This window comes from Bremerella sp. P1, assembly GCF_028748185.1.
Lineage (GTDB): Bacteria > Planctomycetota > Planctomycetia > Pirellulales > Pirellulaceae > Bremerella.
Genome location: NZ_CP118164.1, coordinates 2,789,892 through 2,804,093, shown reverse-complemented (window position 1 = coordinate 2,804,093; position 14,202 = coordinate 2,789,892). Strand labels below are relative to the sequence as shown.

At 57.2% G+C, this 14,202-nt stretch carries 20 protein-coding genes; 13 read left to right on the top strand and 7 right to left on the bottom strand.

The genetic code is table 11. From position 1 onward, the window contains the following. The first annotated feature begins 24 nt into the window (after positions 1–24). Complete coding sequence (locus tag PSR63_RS11675) at positions 25–525, top strand: hypothetical protein (protein WP_274333479.1); 501 nt, start codon at positions 25–27, stop codon at positions 523–525. Positions 526–532: 7 nt separating this feature from the next. On the opposite strand, the gene PSR63_RS11670 is transcribed toward PSR63_RS11675, so the two are convergent. Then, positions 533–1,042: a hypothetical protein gene (locus tag PSR63_RS11670; RefSeq protein ID WP_274333477.1), complete on the bottom strand. Its 510-nt coding sequence runs from the start codon at positions 1,040–1,042 to the stop codon at positions 533–535. A 41-nt stretch (positions 1,043–1,083) separates the two neighbouring features. Continuing rightward, complete coding sequence (locus tag PSR63_RS11665; RefSeq protein WP_105354315.1) at positions 1,084–1,431, bottom strand: P-II family nitrogen regulator; 348 nt, start codon at positions 1,429–1,431, stop codon at positions 1,084–1,086. A 219-nt stretch (positions 1,432–1,650) separates the two neighbouring features. Here PSR63_RS11665 and PSR63_RS11660 point away from each other — a divergent pair, with 219 nt between their 5' ends. From PSR63_RS11660 to PSR63_RS11625, 8 genes are all read left to right on the top strand, one after another. After that, positions 1,651–2,295: a hypothetical protein gene (locus PSR63_RS11660; RefSeq protein WP_274333474.1), complete on the top strand. Its 645-nt coding sequence runs from the start codon at positions 1,651–1,653 to the stop codon at positions 2,293–2,295. A 148-nt stretch (positions 2,296–2,443) separates the two neighbouring features. Further along, on the top strand, positions 2,444–3,526 hold the full coding sequence (locus PSR63_RS11655) for a DUF1559 domain-containing protein (RefSeq protein WP_274333473.1): 1,083 nt from the start codon (positions 2,444–2,446) through the stop codon (positions 3,524–3,526). Between the two features lie 34 nt (positions 3,527–3,560). Continuing rightward, entirely contained in the window at positions 3,561–4,361 is an 801-nt protein-coding gene (locus PSR63_RS11650) for a DUF4198 domain-containing protein (protein ID WP_274333472.1), read from the top strand. 282 nt (positions 4,362–4,643) lie between these two features. After that, positions 4,644–4,910, top strand: coding sequence for a hypothetical protein (locus tag PSR63_RS11645; protein ID WP_274333471.1), 267 nt, complete (start codon positions 4,644–4,646; stop codon positions 4,908–4,910). A 198-nt stretch (positions 4,911–5,108) separates the two neighbouring features. Next, positions 5,109–6,314, top strand: coding sequence for an iron-containing alcohol dehydrogenase (locus PSR63_RS11640; protein WP_274333469.1), 1,206 nt, complete (start codon positions 5,109–5,111; stop codon positions 6,312–6,314). Positions 6,315–6,489: 175 nt separating this feature from the next. Then, complete coding sequence (locus PSR63_RS11635) at positions 6,490–7,314, top strand: sugar phosphate isomerase/epimerase family protein (RefSeq protein ID WP_274333467.1); 825 nt, start codon at positions 6,490–6,492, stop codon at positions 7,312–7,314. A gap of 58 nt (positions 7,315–7,372) precedes the next feature. Then, complete coding sequence (locus PSR63_RS11630; RefSeq protein WP_274333465.1) at positions 7,373–8,167, top strand: thymidylate synthase; 795 nt, start codon at positions 7,373–7,375, stop codon at positions 8,165–8,167. Beyond that, on the top strand, positions 8,164–8,661 hold the full coding sequence (locus PSR63_RS11625) for a dihydrofolate reductase (RefSeq protein ID WP_274333463.1): 498 nt from the start codon (positions 8,164–8,166) through the stop codon (positions 8,659–8,661). The genes PSR63_RS11630 and PSR63_RS11625 overlap by 4 nt, the downstream gene beginning before the upstream one ends. A 65-nt stretch (positions 8,662–8,726) precedes the next feature. Here PSR63_RS11625 and PSR63_RS11620 read toward each other — a convergent pair whose 3' ends face one another. Beyond that, entirely contained in the window at positions 8,727–9,620 is an 894-nt protein-coding gene (locus PSR63_RS11620; protein WP_274333461.1) for a DNA-methyltransferase, read from the bottom strand. A gap of 407 nt (positions 9,621–10,027) precedes the next feature. On the opposite strand from PSR63_RS11620, the gene PSR63_RS11615 reads away from it, so the two are divergent. The 4 genes from PSR63_RS11615 to PSR63_RS11600 all read left to right on the top strand — a co-directional run bounded on the left by PSR63_RS11615 (position 10,028) and on the right by PSR63_RS11600 (position 11,890). Then, the gene (locus PSR63_RS11615; RefSeq protein ID WP_274333459.1) at positions 10,028–10,408 is read left to right on the top strand and encodes an STAS domain-containing protein; all 381 of its coding nucleotides are present in this window, start codon (positions 10,028–10,030) and stop codon (positions 10,406–10,408) included. A 107-nt stretch (positions 10,409–10,515) separates the two neighbouring features. Next, the gene (locus tag PSR63_RS11610) at positions 10,516–10,908 is read left to right on the top strand and encodes an STAS domain-containing protein (protein ID WP_274333458.1); all 393 of its coding nucleotides are present in this window, start codon (positions 10,516–10,518) and stop codon (positions 10,906–10,908) included. A 17-nt stretch (positions 10,909–10,925) separates the two neighbouring features. Continuing rightward, on the top strand, positions 10,926–11,303 hold the full coding sequence (locus PSR63_RS11605) for a VOC family protein (protein ID WP_144977800.1): 378 nt from the start codon (positions 10,926–10,928) through the stop codon (positions 11,301–11,303). 53 nt (positions 11,304–11,356) lie between these two features. After that, positions 11,357–11,890 carry a YbaN family protein gene (locus tag PSR63_RS11600; RefSeq protein WP_274333453.1) on the top strand — a complete coding sequence of 178 codons (534 nt, stop codon included), beginning with the start codon at positions 11,357–11,359 and terminating at the stop codon, positions 11,888–11,890. A 23-nt stretch (positions 11,891–11,913) separates the two neighbouring features. Here the strand turns inward: PSR63_RS11600 and PSR63_RS11595 are convergent, their stop codons facing one another. The 4 genes from PSR63_RS11595 to arsC form a co-directional block, all read right to left on the bottom strand. Further along, the gene (locus tag PSR63_RS11595; protein WP_274333451.1) at positions 11,914–12,096 is read right to left on the bottom strand and encodes a hypothetical protein; all 183 of its coding nucleotides are present in this window, start codon (positions 12,094–12,096) and stop codon (positions 11,914–11,916) included. Positions 12,097–12,117: 21 nt separating this feature from the next. Next, positions 12,118–12,618: a Minf_1886 family protein gene (locus PSR63_RS11590; RefSeq protein ID WP_274333449.1), complete on the bottom strand. Its 501-nt coding sequence runs from the start codon at positions 12,616–12,618 to the stop codon at positions 12,118–12,120. Between the two features lie 6 nt (positions 12,619–12,624). Continuing rightward, positions 12,625–13,545: a PSP1 domain-containing protein gene (locus PSR63_RS11585; protein WP_274333447.1), complete on the bottom strand. Its 921-nt coding sequence runs from the start codon at positions 13,543–13,545 to the stop codon at positions 12,625–12,627. Positions 13,546–13,743: 198 nt separating this feature from the next. Beyond that, positions 13,744–14,085: an arsenate reductase (glutaredoxin) gene (gene arsC, locus PSR63_RS11580; protein ID WP_274333445.1), complete on the bottom strand. Its 342-nt coding sequence runs from the start codon at positions 14,083–14,085 to the stop codon at positions 13,744–13,746. Positions 14,086–14,202 lie beyond the last annotated feature (117 nt).

Sequence of the window (14,202 nt, the reverse complement as noted above, 5' to 3'; positions counted from 1 at the left end):
CTGAACTCTCACGAAGAGAATGCCATGGCTTACCTCACGCTATGCGCTGTGGTACCCACGCAGCAAGTCGAGCAGATTCGCGCTGACTCAACGTTCATTCTTCAGCCGACCCAGTTCGAAGGCGTATCGCACCTGTTGGCCTATTGGATCGAAGTTCAACCACTGGGACGCGTGCTGGGCGAAATCGTCGATGGAGGGGAGCTTCTTCACGAAGATCTTTGGCATCCACTCCGACCGCCGATGATCCACTGGTCGGACGACGTGCTTCGACTTCGGGATGAATTAGCAGCGGCCTGGAAGTCGTATGGTGGGAATCAGCCGGACGACGATTGGCTGACGATAGAAGTCCGGCGATTGCGGCGGGGGATGTCGCACGCGGTCGATCAAGAGGCCTGTCTGGTCACGGCACTGGATATGCCTGGTGATACAGAGCGGGCGCGACGAGTTCGCATGCCCTGGATGCCAGCCGAGAATGACCCAGAGCCTTCCTGGTGGGAGAATTGGACCAAGCGATGGCGCTCGTAAGCTGGCGCTAAGGTTGTCCCAAGTCTCGCGCCGAAGGCGTCGACCGCGCTTGCTGGGCTCGTGGGGCGATCATCCCCGGGCGCGATGGCCCACGGAACAGTTGCTGCTGCGTTCGCTCACTCGCCGAGAGTCGATTTCGCATTAATGGATCACGCGTGGTGCGTTCGGTTCCCAGCAGGGGACTATTCAAGTTGCGCAGCGGATTGGCCGCCGGCAGAACGTTACCGGCGGCATCTTTGATTCGCGCATCGCGTTTCTCGGGCAGGATCGGCAGCTTGCCGGTGACGCCGTAACCCTCACCAATCAGTTGCTTCTGCACCGGATTCACGCGCGTGCGACCGCTGTAGAGGGTATCGAAGACCAGGGCGCTTCGCGGCGGGAGTCGGGCCTGCACGGTGTACGAGGCTTCGGGTGCCGTGCGGGCCTGAGGCTCAGTGCCCCAGATCTTAGCCGAAGCGTACAGGACCAACATGAGAAAGATGATCAACGCAATCAAACCGATGAGTAGGTGTCGCATGGCTGGGACTCCTTATACTCCGGTCTGACCGAGGACCGGGGCTAGGTTTCTTTCTGCCGGGCTTCGTATTCGGCGAAGTCGATCATGTCCGCAGCGAAGGTCATCGGGAGGACGAAGATCTTTCCGTCCCCCATACGGCCACTACGTGCGACCGCGACGATCTTGCGAACAGTTTCTTCAACCCGCGAATCATCTAACCACATACTGATTTCGATCTTGGGCAGAAACGTTTTGGAATATTCGCTCTCGCTGTACTCGTCGAGATAGTTCTTTTGTCGGCCAAAACCTTTCACCTCGCGAACATTCAGTGCTTCCAGCGGGGCACGGCTGAGCGTGTCGAGCACTTTCTCGGCCAAATAAGGCTTCACGATGGCGATAATCTGCTTCACGTTATTGAATTCTTTCGCTTTTTGAACGAAATCCAAATCGGCGGGGTTTTGGCACTTATTTGCCTAACCCATCTACTCTTATGGTACTCCTTTCAAGGGCCACGACGCTAGTGAGTTTGTGAAACTTGTCGCGTTGTTCACTGGGCATTACAATCGGTTGTTTCCCGAAAACCGGGAACCCACCTCCATCACCTTCCCCTGGAAAGTCTTTCAGCCGCGATGCACCGCTGGCATCAGCTTACCGACCAGTCCCTCGGAAAACGTACGCTTACGTTTATCCTGCTGGGGACTATGGTCTTATGGGGAGCCGGCATCACCATCTCGGTACCGAATTTCAAGGACACCAGCGTGGCGTTCATGTGTCAGGACCATGCGTGTTCCTGCCGCAACGCCGGCAACTGCTGGAACCATTGCTGCTGCTTCAGCCGCACCGAGAAGCTGGCCTGGGCTCAGAAAAACAAGGTGCAGCCCCCGGAAACGTTCCTGGCCGAGCTGAAGAAGACGATCGATACGTCGTCGGAATTCTGCGGCAAGCACGAGTTGAAGCCGGATGTTTACGCCGCGCTTTGCACGCTACGTGGTGTAGGCAAATCGAAGAAAGAGGTCGCTTCGTGCTCCAGCGGTTCATGCTCGACCAACAGCAGCGAGCCGAAAGAAGCCCCCGCGTCGCGTCCCTTCTCGTTAACCAATGCCATGCAGTGTCATGCCCTGGCAAGCGTGACGTTGATCTACTCGCCGGTTCTGGAGTTTGATCTGGGTGCCGGACAACTGGTGGCTTTGAACATCGAAGCCATGCCTCACGATTCTTTGCTGCGGCCAACCTCTTACCGCGCCGCCCCCGACCCGCCACCGCCGCGGGCCTAACGTGTTTTTCCCAGTTTGATTGGCAAGTGTGCGCTACCGCTGCGCGCTTTGACTTGTCCCCTCTCCCCTGAGGGTGAGAGGGGACAAGATGCGCCAATCCATCGTTACTTAATTCATAAAAACACGTTACCTACTGAAACACATAATCATGAAAAGACGACAAGCTTTTACGCTGGTCGAGCTTCTGGTGGTGATTGCCATCATCGGAATCTTGATCGCTCTGTTACTCCCTGCCGTGCAACAGGCCCGCGAGGCGGCTCGGCGGATGACTTGTACCAACCACCTCAAGCAGTTGGGGTTAGCCCTGCACAACTACGAATCGACGCACCAGGTGTTGCCTCGGTTTGGTCAGCGCGACGCCGACTTCTCGGTTCAAGCGCGTTTGTTGCCGTACATCGAACAAGGCAACCTGTACGACCTGTTGGACTTCTCCGAAGTTGCTTTCACCGGCAGTTGGAGCGAGAAGATCCCCAATCCGCTTTTCGCGAGTGCGTTTGCTACACCCATTCCGGTTTATCTTTGCCCCAGCGACCCAGCACCGGAGATCACTACGCTGACGACCAGTGCCGGCCCAATGACCTACGGCGGGCTGAACTACATGGTGAGCATCGGCAGCGGCACGGGGACGAACTATGACTTCCGCTGGCGAACCGACGGTCCGTTCTTCGAGCCAAGCGGGTGCAAGTTCTCTGGACTCACCGATGGCCTGAGCAACACGGCGCTGATGAACGAAACGGTTCGTAGCGTCGGCCCTGATACGACCCTGGCCGCTGGCGAGTTGCCGAAGGCTCCGTACCAAAAAACGCTCAACGGATCGAGCGGCGTGGGCACGAGCATGGGATCGACCCGCGGCATGAGCGGCAGTGGTAGCCCTTGGAGCGGTTACACCAACGGTAGCGGGATGATTGCCAATCCGGATGTCCCTTCGTTCTGGAATCAATTCACCAGTTGGCGTGGCGGCGAGAGCCCTGCCTTGCGGGGCCGCGGTACGACGTGGGCGTTCAGTGGGGCGATCAACTCGGCCACCAACGGGTATCTTTCGCCCAACAGCCACACGCCGGACGTGGTTACCCATTTCACCGGCTACTTCGCGGCCCGCAGTTTTCATCCTGGCGGCGCGGAAGTGCTGATGGGTGACGGCTCGGTACAGTTCCTGCCGGAGACGATCGACCTGACCATCAACCGCGCCATCTACAGTGGTAGCGGCGGTGAAGTGATCGGTGACTATTAATTCTCAAGACCATTCCACCACAAAGGTGAACACGATGAAACGTATTCTTACGATGACTCTCCTGGTTGCCGTCATGGCAACCTCGGCCATGGCCCACGATACGTGGGTCGAAACCAACACCGGGATCGTCCGCACAGGCGACGCCATCTATGTCGACTTAAAACTCGGCAACCACGGCAACAACCATCGCGACTTCAAGATGGCCAGCAAGGCCAATCCAGCCGATGGTACCTGGGACGTGATTGCCCCGGACGGATCGAAGTTTGATCTGACCAGCGTGGCGGTCGACTTGGGCTATGCCCCCAAGGAAGGTTTCTGGAACGCCAAGTATGTCGCCGACAAGGCTGGCCTGTATAAGGTCTCGCACACTCGCGACATGATTGTGAACCACGGCCACCCGGTACGCAGCGTGAAGAGCGGCAAAACGTTCTTCATCGTCAACGACAGTCTTTCGCAGATCCCCAGCGACCTGACCGGTTTCGACAAGCCACTGGGCCATGCCTTGGAATTGGTGCCGACAGAAAACCCCGTGGCGCCACTCGGTCCCGGCAAGCCAATCGCCGTGAAGCTGATGTTTCATGGCAAGCCGCTGAAGGACACGGTCGTCTCGTTCATTCCGCGCCGCGAAACGTTGCAGGAAGGTTTCGACGAAACGTATGAACGGAAGACGAACGAACAAGGCGAAGCCAGCTTCACGCCCAAGAGTGGCGATCAGTACCTGGTGGTGGCTCATGTCGAGCAGCCGGACGCCAACGGCGATGGCTACGATGCCACCAAGTACAGCGCGACACTGCTGGTGATCGTGCCTGAGCGCTGCCCCTGCTGTGGGGAGTAACTCTTTCCTGTCCCCTCTCCACCGTCTTCGGGGGAGAGGGTTAGGGTGAGGGGGTGAAGCTGGTACCCATTCCCCAACCCTCACCCTAGCCCTCTCCCTTTGCAAGGGCGAGGGGACCGGATCTATGGATGCCAGCACTGATACTATGGGCAAATTTGCTGGAATTCTGCCCGCTGGAAAGCCGATCGCTTTACAGGTTTCGTTGACTCTGTCACGATGAATTTTCGGCCGCACCTGTTTGCGGTCTTATTTGCTTTCTTGAATGCGAAAAGGATGCCCCGGATGGCTAAGTCCTACACCAAACATCAGCAAAATATCATCAAGCGTTACTACGACAACAAAGACGCGATTGCGACGCAGAAGCTCCAGGAAAACATCACCGAACTGTACCTCGCCGAAGGTAAGAAGCGCGCCACCATCTGGAAGCGGATCATCGGTCACCTGGAAAAGCTGGAAGTCCCCAAAGCGCAGATCGATCACCTGGTCGCTTCCGACGATGCCACGCTGGTCGCCAAGTACCTGGAACGCATCCTGGCCAAGCAAGGTTAGACACTCGCGTCTTGTTCCCTCTCCCCTGACGGGAGAGGGTTCGGGTGATGGGCTGCCAACGGCGTTTCTCACCCTTTTCGATGTCACAGCATATTCTCATCTCGTGGTTCACGCTTCTTCCATAGTTAGGCGAGACACCTAATCGCCCCCTCACCCTAGCCCTCTCCCGTCAGGGGCGAGGGGACAGGACTGGATAACATGGCACAATCCTGGAGCTTCTTCTCCGCTGGGCAGTTTACCTTTGGCTGCGGTTCCCGACACGAACTCGGTAAGCAAGCGGCGCGGCGTCGGTATCGGAAAGTTCAGATCGTTACCGATGCCACGCTTTCGGGCCTGGGTATGGTGCAGCCGTTGGTCGAAGACCTGGCCGAGCATGGCATTCAGGTCGAAGTGTTCGACGGCAGTGTCGCCGAGCCCGATTTGGAGATTGCCAAGAACGCGGCCCTGATGGCTGGCACCTTTGAACCGGACGCGATCCTTGGCTTGGGTGGCGGAAGCAATATCGACTTGGCCAAGGTCACCGCCGTGTTGGCGACCCACGGCGGCGAGCCCCAAGATTACTTTGGCTGGGATAACGTTCCCTCCCAGATCATTCCCGTGATCGCCATGCCGACGACCGCAGGCACCGGCAGCGAAGTTTCGCAGTCGGCCGTGCTGACCGATCGCGAAACGAACATGAAGGTTAGCATCCTCAGCCAGTTCATGCGGCCGGCTCTAGCGATTGTCGATCCCGAGCTGACCTTCAGTTGCCCCAAACAAATTACGGCCGACAGCGGCATCGACGCGCTGACCCATGCCGTCGAAGCATACCTCTCGAAGGAGTCCTCCGAGATCGCCGCCGAACCAGGCGAGGCGATTCCGTATAGCGGTAGTACACCCATCGGTGAGTTGTTTGCCGAAGAGGCGATCGCACTGGTCGGTCGGTACCTGGTGGCGGCAGTTCACGAGCCGAACAACCGCGAGGCCCGTGAGAAGATGGCACTGGCCGCTTCACTGGCCGGCTTGGCCTTTTCCAACTGCGGCGTGGCGGTGGTTCACGCCCTGGAGTACCCCATCGGTGGCCGCGTGCACTGTAGCCACGGCGGCGGCAACGGTTTGCTGCTTCCTTACGTGATGAAGTACAACCTGCCGCAGCGCGAGGCGAAGCTGGCCCGCATCGCGCAGCTATTGGATCCGATCTGCGATTACGCCAGCGACATGGAAGGGGCCCTGCTCGCCATTCGGCAAGTGGAACAGCTCAAAGGCCTGATTGGTATTCCCGAGAAGCTGAGTGCGTTTGGGGTGACCGAAGACATGCTGCCTGGCTTTGCCGACAAGTCGTTTGGCATCACGCGGCTGATGAATATCAATCCCCGCACGCCGACGCGGGACGACTTGCTACAGATTCTGACCGAAGCGCTGTAGCAGACTGGTTGTTCCCTCGTTCGGATTGACATAGAACGGAGTGTTCCCCATCCGCTTCGCTCGCCCGTCAGGGGAGAGCCAGCCGGACTAGGGAGAAACAACGACCTGCCAAACGCGAACCAGTAACCCTCATCCTGGCCCTCTCCCAGCGAGGGAGAGGAGACAAGAGAAGCCGATGTTCAAATACGCACTCTGCAACGAAACGTACCAAGACTGGAAGCTGGAAACGGCCCTGGCCCACGCGAAAGAGTCTGGCTACGACGCGATCGAAATCGCTCCCTTCACGCTTGCTCCGACGGCCTACGATGTGACCGCCAAGCGGCGCGGTGAGATCCGCGGCATGATCGAAGATGCCGACCTCGATGTGGTTGGTCTGCACTGGCTGCTGGCCAAGACCGAAGGCTTCTACCTGACGACGCCCGATGATGAGGTCCGTAAGAAGACGAGCGACTACTTTTGCGAATTGGCGCGGCTATGTAGCGATTTGGGCGGAAAAATTATGGTGCTCGGCAGCCCGCAGCAGCGGAACCTGCTTCCCGGCGTGAGCGAGTCGCAAGCGATGAAGTTGGCCGCCGATTGCATTCGTAAAGCGATGCCGACGCTCGAACAGTGCGACGTGACGCTGGCCCTGGAACCCCTGGGACCAGCGGAAGGAGACTTCCTGAACACGGCCGAGAAAGGCATGGAGTTGATGGACCTGATCGACTCGCCTAACTGCCAGATTCACCTGGACGTCAAAGCGATGTCGGCCGAAGATAAGCCGATCCCGCAAATCATTCGCGAAACACATCCGCACATTGCCCACTTCCACGCCAACGACCCCAACAAACGCGGCCCAGGCATGGGAGATGTTGATTTTATCCCGATTTTCCAAGCACTCAGGGAAGTCGGTTACAATGGTTGGGTCTCGGTGGAAGTCTTCGACTACGAGCCAGGCATCGAGTCGTTGGTGAAGGACAGTATCGCTTACATGCGACAGTGCGAGTCGGCGTTGGGCTAGACGTTAGGCGTTCCTTTTGTCCTCTTGCCCCGCCGGGATGAGGGAACAGGAAAAAGATATGCGACAGTACCTTGACCTGATGCAGCGAATTCTCGACGAAGGGGTCGAGAAGCATGACCGGACTGGCACCGGTACGCTCAGTGTGTTCGGTCATCAAATGCGGTTTGATCTCTCGGAAGGGTTTCCGGTGGTCACGACCAAGAAGCTGCACCTGCGGTCGATCATTCACGAACTGCTGTGGTTTCTGCAAGGCGATACCAACATCGGCTACCTCAAAGAAAACAAGGTCCGTATTTGGGACGAGTGGGCCGATGAGGAAGGCAACCTCGGGCCGGTATACGGTAAGCAGTGGCGCAGTTGGCAGACCCCCACAGGCGAAACGATCGACCAGGTTTCGCAGTTGGTCGAGCAAATCAAGAAGAACCCCGATTCGCGGCGACTGATTGTCTCGGCCTGGAACGTAGCCGACGTTCCGCACATGGCGCTTCCGCCGTGTCACCTCCTGTTTCAGTTCTACGTGGCCGAAGGGAAGCTGAGCTGCCAGTTGTATCAGCGAAGCGCTGACGTATTCCTCGGCGTGCCGTTCAACATCGCTTCGTACTCGCTGCTGACCATGATGCTCGCCCAGGTATGCGATCTTCAGCCAGGCGACTTTGTGCACACGTTTGGCGACGCCCATCTGTACTCGAATCACTTAGAGCAAACCAAGCTCCAACTGTCGCGCGAGCCGAAATCGCTGCCGACGATGAAGATCAACCCAGACGTGAAGGACCTGTTCGCGTTTAAGTTTGAAGACTTCGAGTTGATCGACTACGACCCGCACCCGCACATATCTGCTCCGGTTGCCGTATGAGAATTTCGATGATCGTCGCGGCCAGCCAAGACTGGGTGATCGGCCGCGACGGAGACATGCCGTGGCGTCTGTCCAATGACCTCAAGCGGTTCAAGAGCTTGACCATGGGCTGCCCGATGATCATGGGCCGCAAGACGTACGAGTCGATCGGGCGGCTGCTGCCGGGACGCACCACGATCATCGTCACGCGCGATCCTAGCTACCAGGTCGAAGGGGCGGTCATCGCCAATAGCGTTGGTGATGCGGTCGCTGCGTGCCACGATGTGGAAGAAGCGTTTGTGGTGGGTGGCGCGGAGATCTATAAGGCCATGCTGCCGTGGACGACGCGGCTTTACCTGACCAAGGTGCATGCCATGATCCCCGATGGCGACACGCACTTTCCACTGCTCGATTTTCACGAGTGGCACCTGGAATCGGCCGAAGAGATCCCGGCCGACGAGAAGAACCAGTTCCCAACCCGCTTCGAGGTGTGGGATCGGTTGCCTGAGGCATAAATCTGTAGGGCCCGCGTGTCGCGGGTCGGATCGTCGGTGACAGCTTCGCGACACGCGGGCCCTACCTATGCCGTCGTCTCTTTCAGTCGGCGTCCCTTAGCGGTGCTCGGGACGCTGGTAAGCGGGTTTTCGGCTCCGACCAAGGGATCGCCCTCTTTGACGCTGGAGAGTCGCTCGCGAACCTGTTTGGCATAGTCTTTCGATAGCTCGAAGCCCAGCGGCGTGCGTCCCAGCTTTTTGGCGGTTACCAGCGTCGATCCGCTACCGGCGAAGGGATCCATGACGATATCTCCTTCGTTCGAGCAGCACTTGATAATCCGCCCCAGAAGTTGTTCTGGCATTTGGCAGCCATGGAAGCCAGCTCGTTCTTTGAAGGTGCCAGCGACGCGGGGGAAGTACCAAGTGTCCTCTTCACTGCTGAAGCTTTCCGGGGCATCCTGCGGTCGCAAGATCCAGGTATCGTCGGGAACGCGTCCCTTGGGGTTGGCTCGCTTGTCACCATAGACCAGCATCCGGGCACTGGGGACACGGATCTGCTCATCGTTGAACGTGAACTGCTTGGCATCCTTGGTGAAATAGAAGATGTGGGCGTGGCTGCGAGTGAACTTGCTTTTGCAGTGCACGCCAAAGGTGTAATACCAGACGACCCAGTTGCGGCAATGAAGTCCCAGGGTGCGCGTAGCCAGGACCTTTAGTTCGGCAGCGAACTCATCCCCAATGGCCAGCCAGAAGGCGCCCGTTGGCTTAAGCACGCGCGAGACTTCCCGCATCCACGCTTCGCTCCACTCCAGATACTCGTCAACCGATTTACGATCGTCGTAAACGTCGTATTTGTAGCCGATATTGAAGGGAGGGTCGGCAAAGGCCAGATCGATGCAACCCTCAGGCAGCTTCTTCATCTGGGCAATGCAATCGCCGGTCGTTAAACCGGTGGCGGGAATTTTCGGCGGCGTCGCCACGGCGGCCCTCCTTGGCGTGAATAATCGTTCAGTCAGGGACCATGCCCTGGTGGGTTCAGTGTAGCCCGATAAGCGCCAGGGCGCAATGCTGATCGGGCGGTAGTATCTTAACGGATTCTTGTCCGCGAGTGTGTTTTCCCAAACTGGGAATAATGGCCGAGTCACCCCCCAGAGGGTCACTCGCTTCCGTGAGGGATGCCTCGGCACGTTTTGCGACACGTGAAGAAACACCCATTGGCTGCGGATGGTATTCGACCGGGAACGAAGCGGTCGGAAAGTCATCTTCTTTCCAATTTCGTAGGTTGACCTTCCCTCAAAGGTAGGAGATGCTAAATCATGGAAACGCGTACACCGTTTCTCCTCATTGCGCTTGTGAGGTGATCCGCTTTCTTGGAAAAGGGCAAGCCATGAATGAAGCCGATCCCGATTTAGTTCACCACCACATTGCGAACGAAGTCCTCGTTCTTACGCCGCAAGTCGACCAGATGCGTGATACGGAGATTTGCTATTCGATCCGAGATGGAATGACCGACTACGTGAAGCAGGTCGATCATCGGCGTGTGGTCATCGATATGCAAAACGTCAATTTCGTCAGCAGCATCGGAATTCTCGCGTTTCTGAATGTTCGTCGAGCGGTCCCCAATAGCGACGAACGCATCATTTTTTGCAATCTGTCCGACTCGCTCACCGGGATGTTCAGAATTTGCAAATTAATCTCAGAAAACCCTAACGATCCAACCCCGTTTGGTTCCGTAGATACTCTTGAGTCCGCTCTGGCGACCGCGTAGGCCCCAATACGCGTTGGTGTCGACGGAGCATTTCTATTGACCGATCATGCAATTTGGATGCATGCTATCGGCACCCACCCCAACCATGCACGGCGGAGCAAGGACGCATGAACGCCAAGACTACGCAGACACTCGTTTCGTTCGAAGAAGTGGACGATGTCCACATCATCACTCCCTTGATCGCCAATATGCGCGATGCGAATAAATGTCTGACGATTCGAGAAATGTTTATCGAATATGGAAGATCTCGTCACCCGGAAAAAGTCTTAGTTGACCTGAGCCACGTACGCTTTATGTCGAGTATTGGCGTCCGTGTATTGGTCGCGCTTTTGAGGGAAGTGTGTGAAGTTCAGGGCCGAATCATGGTCTGCAGCCTGAATGGAGAGTTGCGGGGAGTACTTTTCGTCTGTAGCCTAATATCAGACGATATGAATCAACCGGGACCGTTAGAGGTAGCGACAAACCGTGACGACGGGCTCGCTCGACTGCGTTCCCCTTAACAAGGCTTGCCCTCCCCATGCCCGATTTGCTACTCGAAGCCGTTAACCCTGTGCTGCCGTCCCGTGACGTGAAAGCCGCCATCCAGTTCTATGTCGACAAACTGGATTTCAAGCTATCGTATCAAGATGCAGACGATCCACGTTACGCGTCGATCATTCGAGATCGGGTCGAAATCCATCTTCGCTGGCACGATCCTTCGAGTTGGGATCGTGTTGAGCGACCGAACATCCGCATCGCCGTGTGCGACGTCGAGCACCTTTACAGCGTGTTTCAACCCCTGGGGATCTTTGCTTCCGATACGACGCTGCGTGACACGGCATTTGGCACGCGCGAGTTTGGTTTCTTCGATCCCGATGGCAACTTGCTGACGTTTTATTCCGACCTGGGAGAATAGTCGACGCCTACCGGAACGGTTGGTTCGATTCACCCAGGGATTCGGCCTTCGCTATGAATCATCCTCCGGTACCTGAAATCCCCTGGTCCAAGCGACTGATCTACTTGGGCTGCGCAGCGTTCTTCTTTACGCTCGCAGTTCTGGGGATGATCCTGCCGATCGTCCCGGCCACTCCGTTTCTGTTGGTGACCAGCTATTTTCTGGTGCGGTCGTTCCCCAAGCTGAACGACTTGCTGCTGGACATGCCCTATTTCGGCCCGATCCTGTACGACTGGGAAGTACGCAAAGGCATCAAAACGAGTACGAAGATTCAGGCCATCGCCACGGTGGTTCTTGGCTGGGGTATTTCGATCATGGTCTTCCCGATCCCCAGTTGGGCGCTGTATATCATGGCGGCACTGGTTACGATCGGGATCTATGTCATCTACCGCGTGCCTGAGCCGCACGACGTGGTGGTGACCAAACCCAAGAACGAGTCGCTTGAGAATGCCGAAGACGCGAGTGCCGTGCACGCACCGCACGAGCTCGAGCGGAAACAGCGCGAATGGGACCGCAATCAACGCCAGACGCACGGCGAGAATCGTTGACCGGAACGTTTCCTCAACCGCGCTTAGATTGTCCCGACCTGCTGTAGTGCGAGATAGACGAGCAGACCAAACCAAATGACCGTAACCACGGCCATGCCAATCAAGAACGCGATATGGGGCTTGGGTGGATTCGACGTGGGAAGGTACACCGGTGCCCGGGGGACCTGGTCGGACTTGGTTGTCTGTTTGTTTTTCGCAGCCGCCATGCTTCTTCCCTTGGTGATGGCCTAAGCTTGCCCTGATTCTTCCGACAGTTGGAAGTCGAAGTTCTTCACGAATGCGTCTTCGAAGTCGTACTGATCGTCGAAGTCTTCGCGACGGTCCGACTTCGACTTACGCATCATGCCGATGCCGATCAGGTTGTAGACGATCTCGCCGAAATCGCCGGTCGTGTGAATACCCCACGAGTTGAGCACTACCTTGGCCAGCAAACCGTATTGCTGCTGGGCGTACTGCCGGATGGCCTGACACAGAACCTGGCCGGTCAGATGGCGTTCGGGATCTTCTTCCTCTTCCTCCCAGCTTTCAAGTTCTTCGTCGAGTTCATCGACTTCTTCCTCGAAGCATTCCAGGTCCAGGTCTTCTTCTTCGGAGGATTCTTCGTCCTGCTCGTCCTGAAACCGCTGTCCGAACGAAAGGGCTTCGCGGACAAATTGATACGCTTCCATGCGATAGCGTGGATCGTCTTTGAGCAGTTGCATGAAGGCGGAATAAGTATCTTCGGACATGCCGTGTTATTCCTTCGGAGTGTCAGGTTTGGACTGGGTGTTCTCGCCGCTCTCGTCCGCGGCTTCCTTCTTGTCGCGACGCTTGCCGCGTCGGGAACCTCCTCCGGATTGCCCGTTGCCGCGTTTGAGCACGGTCAGCACATCGCTGGAGTCGATCATGATGTTGCGGTTGTCTTCCATGCGAACCAACAACTGACCGGCCAGAATCTCGTGATTCAAAACCCGGCCGCGACCGCTGTTGGTCACGATGTCGCTGCCGATCGGCGGAAGGTCACGTTGCAGTTCCTCGTACGTGTCGTACTCGTATCGGAGGCAACACTTGAGTCGTCCGCAGCGGCCGGAAATCTTCGTCGGGTCGAGCGTCGCTTTTTGGAGCTTGGCCATCCGCATCGAAACGGGCGGCATCTCGCTCAGGTGCGTATTGCAGCAAACGGGCTTTCCACAGTCGCCGTAATCGGCCAACAACTTGGCTTCGTCGCGAACGCCAATTTGCCGCATCTCGATGCGGGTTTGCAATTCAGAAGCCAGTGCTTTGACCAACTCGCGAAAGTCGACCCGCGACTCGGCCAGGTAGTAAACGATGATCCGCTCGCCGCCGAACAAGTGCTCGACGTCGACCAGTTGCATCGGAAGATTCATCTCGCCGATCACACGACGGACCGTTTCCACCTCGCGCTGGGCGTCGCCTACCATGTGCTCGGTCTGCTTGACGTCTTCTTCCGACATGGCGCGCATGATGCTGCCAAAGGCCGGATCGCTCAGCTGCTTGACTGCGTCATCGGTGGCTTCGCAAAGGACATCCCCCACCTCCAAGCCGCGCTTGGTGCGAATGATGACTTTATCGTCGCGGTTGTATTCATCTTTTGCTCGGGCCGAGAACACGCCTAAAAAACGCATGGCCCCGTAGCGAATGATGTATTTCGCCATACTGGATATCTTTATTTCGCCGTTGCCCTAAGAAGAGCTGCCAGCGACAAAAACGTACGACCCCGTAGGCAATCTGCCTGGTGACCGCACGTTGGGTGGGTTTCATAATCCCTGCAGTATAACCTGATTGGGGCCTTCCCTGAAATTGGGAACTTAAAGTGCTTCACGCCCAGCCGAGGAGGCCCCGGTAGGCACGCATCAAGGGAGGATTTCGTCGACGCTCTCCGGCGGTCGTCCCAAGCGAGCCTCTTTGCCGACCACGACAATGGGCCGTTCGATGATCTTTGGGTTGGCAGCCATCTGGGCGATCCAGCCTGCTTCGTCTTCCGGCTGTTCCAGACCCAAGGCCTTGTGATCCTTCTTCCGCACAAGCTGCTCGGCCTTGAGACCCAGCTTTTTGAGCAGTCCCTTGATGGTCTTCTCATCTGGCGGCGTTTCGAGGTAAAGCACCACCTTGGGCTCGATGCCGTGTTCTTCGAGCCGGGCCAAGGTCTGTCGGCTCTTCATACAACGCGGGTTGTGATAGATCGTGACGCTCATCGGTTACCTAGCAGCAGGGATGTGGCGTAATTTGGGAACTTCGGGAAACCGAGGGCAATCTGCCTGTAACGCAGGTCACCAAGCGGCATCCTAGTTAGCAGAGCACAGCAGAGGGGT

What these genes read in the sequence shown, in the direction of transcription:
- PSR63_RS11675 (WP_274333479.1), top strand. Translation starts at nt 25, where the DNA reads ATGGCTTACCTCACGCTATGCGCTGTGGTACCCACGCAGCAAGTCGAG.
- PSR63_RS11670 (WP_274333477.1), bottom strand. Translation starts at nt 1,042, where the DNA reads ATGCGACACCTACTCATCGGTTTGATTGCGTTGATCATCTTTCTCATG.
- PSR63_RS11660 (WP_274333474.1), top strand. Translation starts at nt 1,651, where the DNA reads ATGCACCGCTGGCATCAGCTTACCGACCAGTCCCTCGGAAAACGTACG.
- PSR63_RS11655 (WP_274333473.1), top strand. Translation starts at nt 2,444, where the DNA reads ATGAAAAGACGACAAGCTTTTACGCTGGTCGAGCTTCTGGTGGTGATT.
- PSR63_RS11650 (WP_274333472.1), top strand. Translation starts at nt 3,561, where the DNA reads ATGAAACGTATTCTTACGATGACTCTCCTGGTTGCCGTCATGGCAACC.
- PSR63_RS11645 (WP_274333471.1), top strand. Translation starts at nt 4,644, where the DNA reads ATGGCTAAGTCCTACACCAAACATCAGCAAAATATCATCAAGCGTTAC.
- PSR63_RS11640 (WP_274333469.1), top strand. Translation starts at nt 5,109, where the DNA reads ATGGCACAATCCTGGAGCTTCTTCTCCGCTGGGCAGTTTACCTTTGGC.
- PSR63_RS11635 (WP_274333467.1), top strand. Translation starts at nt 6,490, where the DNA reads ATGTTCAAATACGCACTCTGCAACGAAACGTACCAAGACTGGAAGCTG.
- PSR63_RS11630 (WP_274333465.1), top strand. Translation starts at nt 7,373, where the DNA reads ATGCGACAGTACCTTGACCTGATGCAGCGAATTCTCGACGAAGGGGTC.
- PSR63_RS11625 (WP_274333463.1), top strand. Translation starts at nt 8,164, where the DNA reads ATGAGAATTTCGATGATCGTCGCGGCCAGCCAAGACTGGGTGATCGGC.
- PSR63_RS11615 (WP_274333459.1), top strand. Translation starts at nt 10,028, where the DNA reads ATGAATGAAGCCGATCCCGATTTAGTTCACCACCACATTGCGAACGAA.
- PSR63_RS11610 (WP_274333458.1), top strand. Translation starts at nt 10,516, where the DNA reads ATGAACGCCAAGACTACGCAGACACTCGTTTCGTTCGAAGAAGTGGAC.
- PSR63_RS11605 (WP_144977800.1), top strand. Translation starts at nt 10,926, where the DNA reads ATGCCCGATTTGCTACTCGAAGCCGTTAACCCTGTGCTGCCGTCCCGT.
- PSR63_RS11600 (WP_274333453.1), top strand. Translation starts at nt 11,357, where the DNA reads ATGAATCATCCTCCGGTACCTGAAATCCCCTGGTCCAAGCGACTGATC.
- PSR63_RS11595 (WP_274333451.1), bottom strand. Translation starts at nt 12,096, where the DNA reads ATGGCGGCTGCGAAAAACAAACAGACAACCAAGTCCGACCAGGTCCCC.
- PSR63_RS11590 (WP_274333449.1), bottom strand. Translation starts at nt 12,618, where the DNA reads ATGTCCGAAGATACTTATTCCGCCTTCATGCAACTGCTCAAAGACGAT.
- PSR63_RS11585 (WP_274333447.1), bottom strand. Translation starts at nt 13,545, where the DNA reads ATGGCGAAATACATCATTCGCTACGGGGCCATGCGTTTTTTAGGCGTG.
- arsC (WP_274333445.1), bottom strand. Translation starts at nt 14,085, where the DNA reads ATGAGCGTCACGATCTATCACAACCCGCGTTGTATGAAGAGCCGACAG.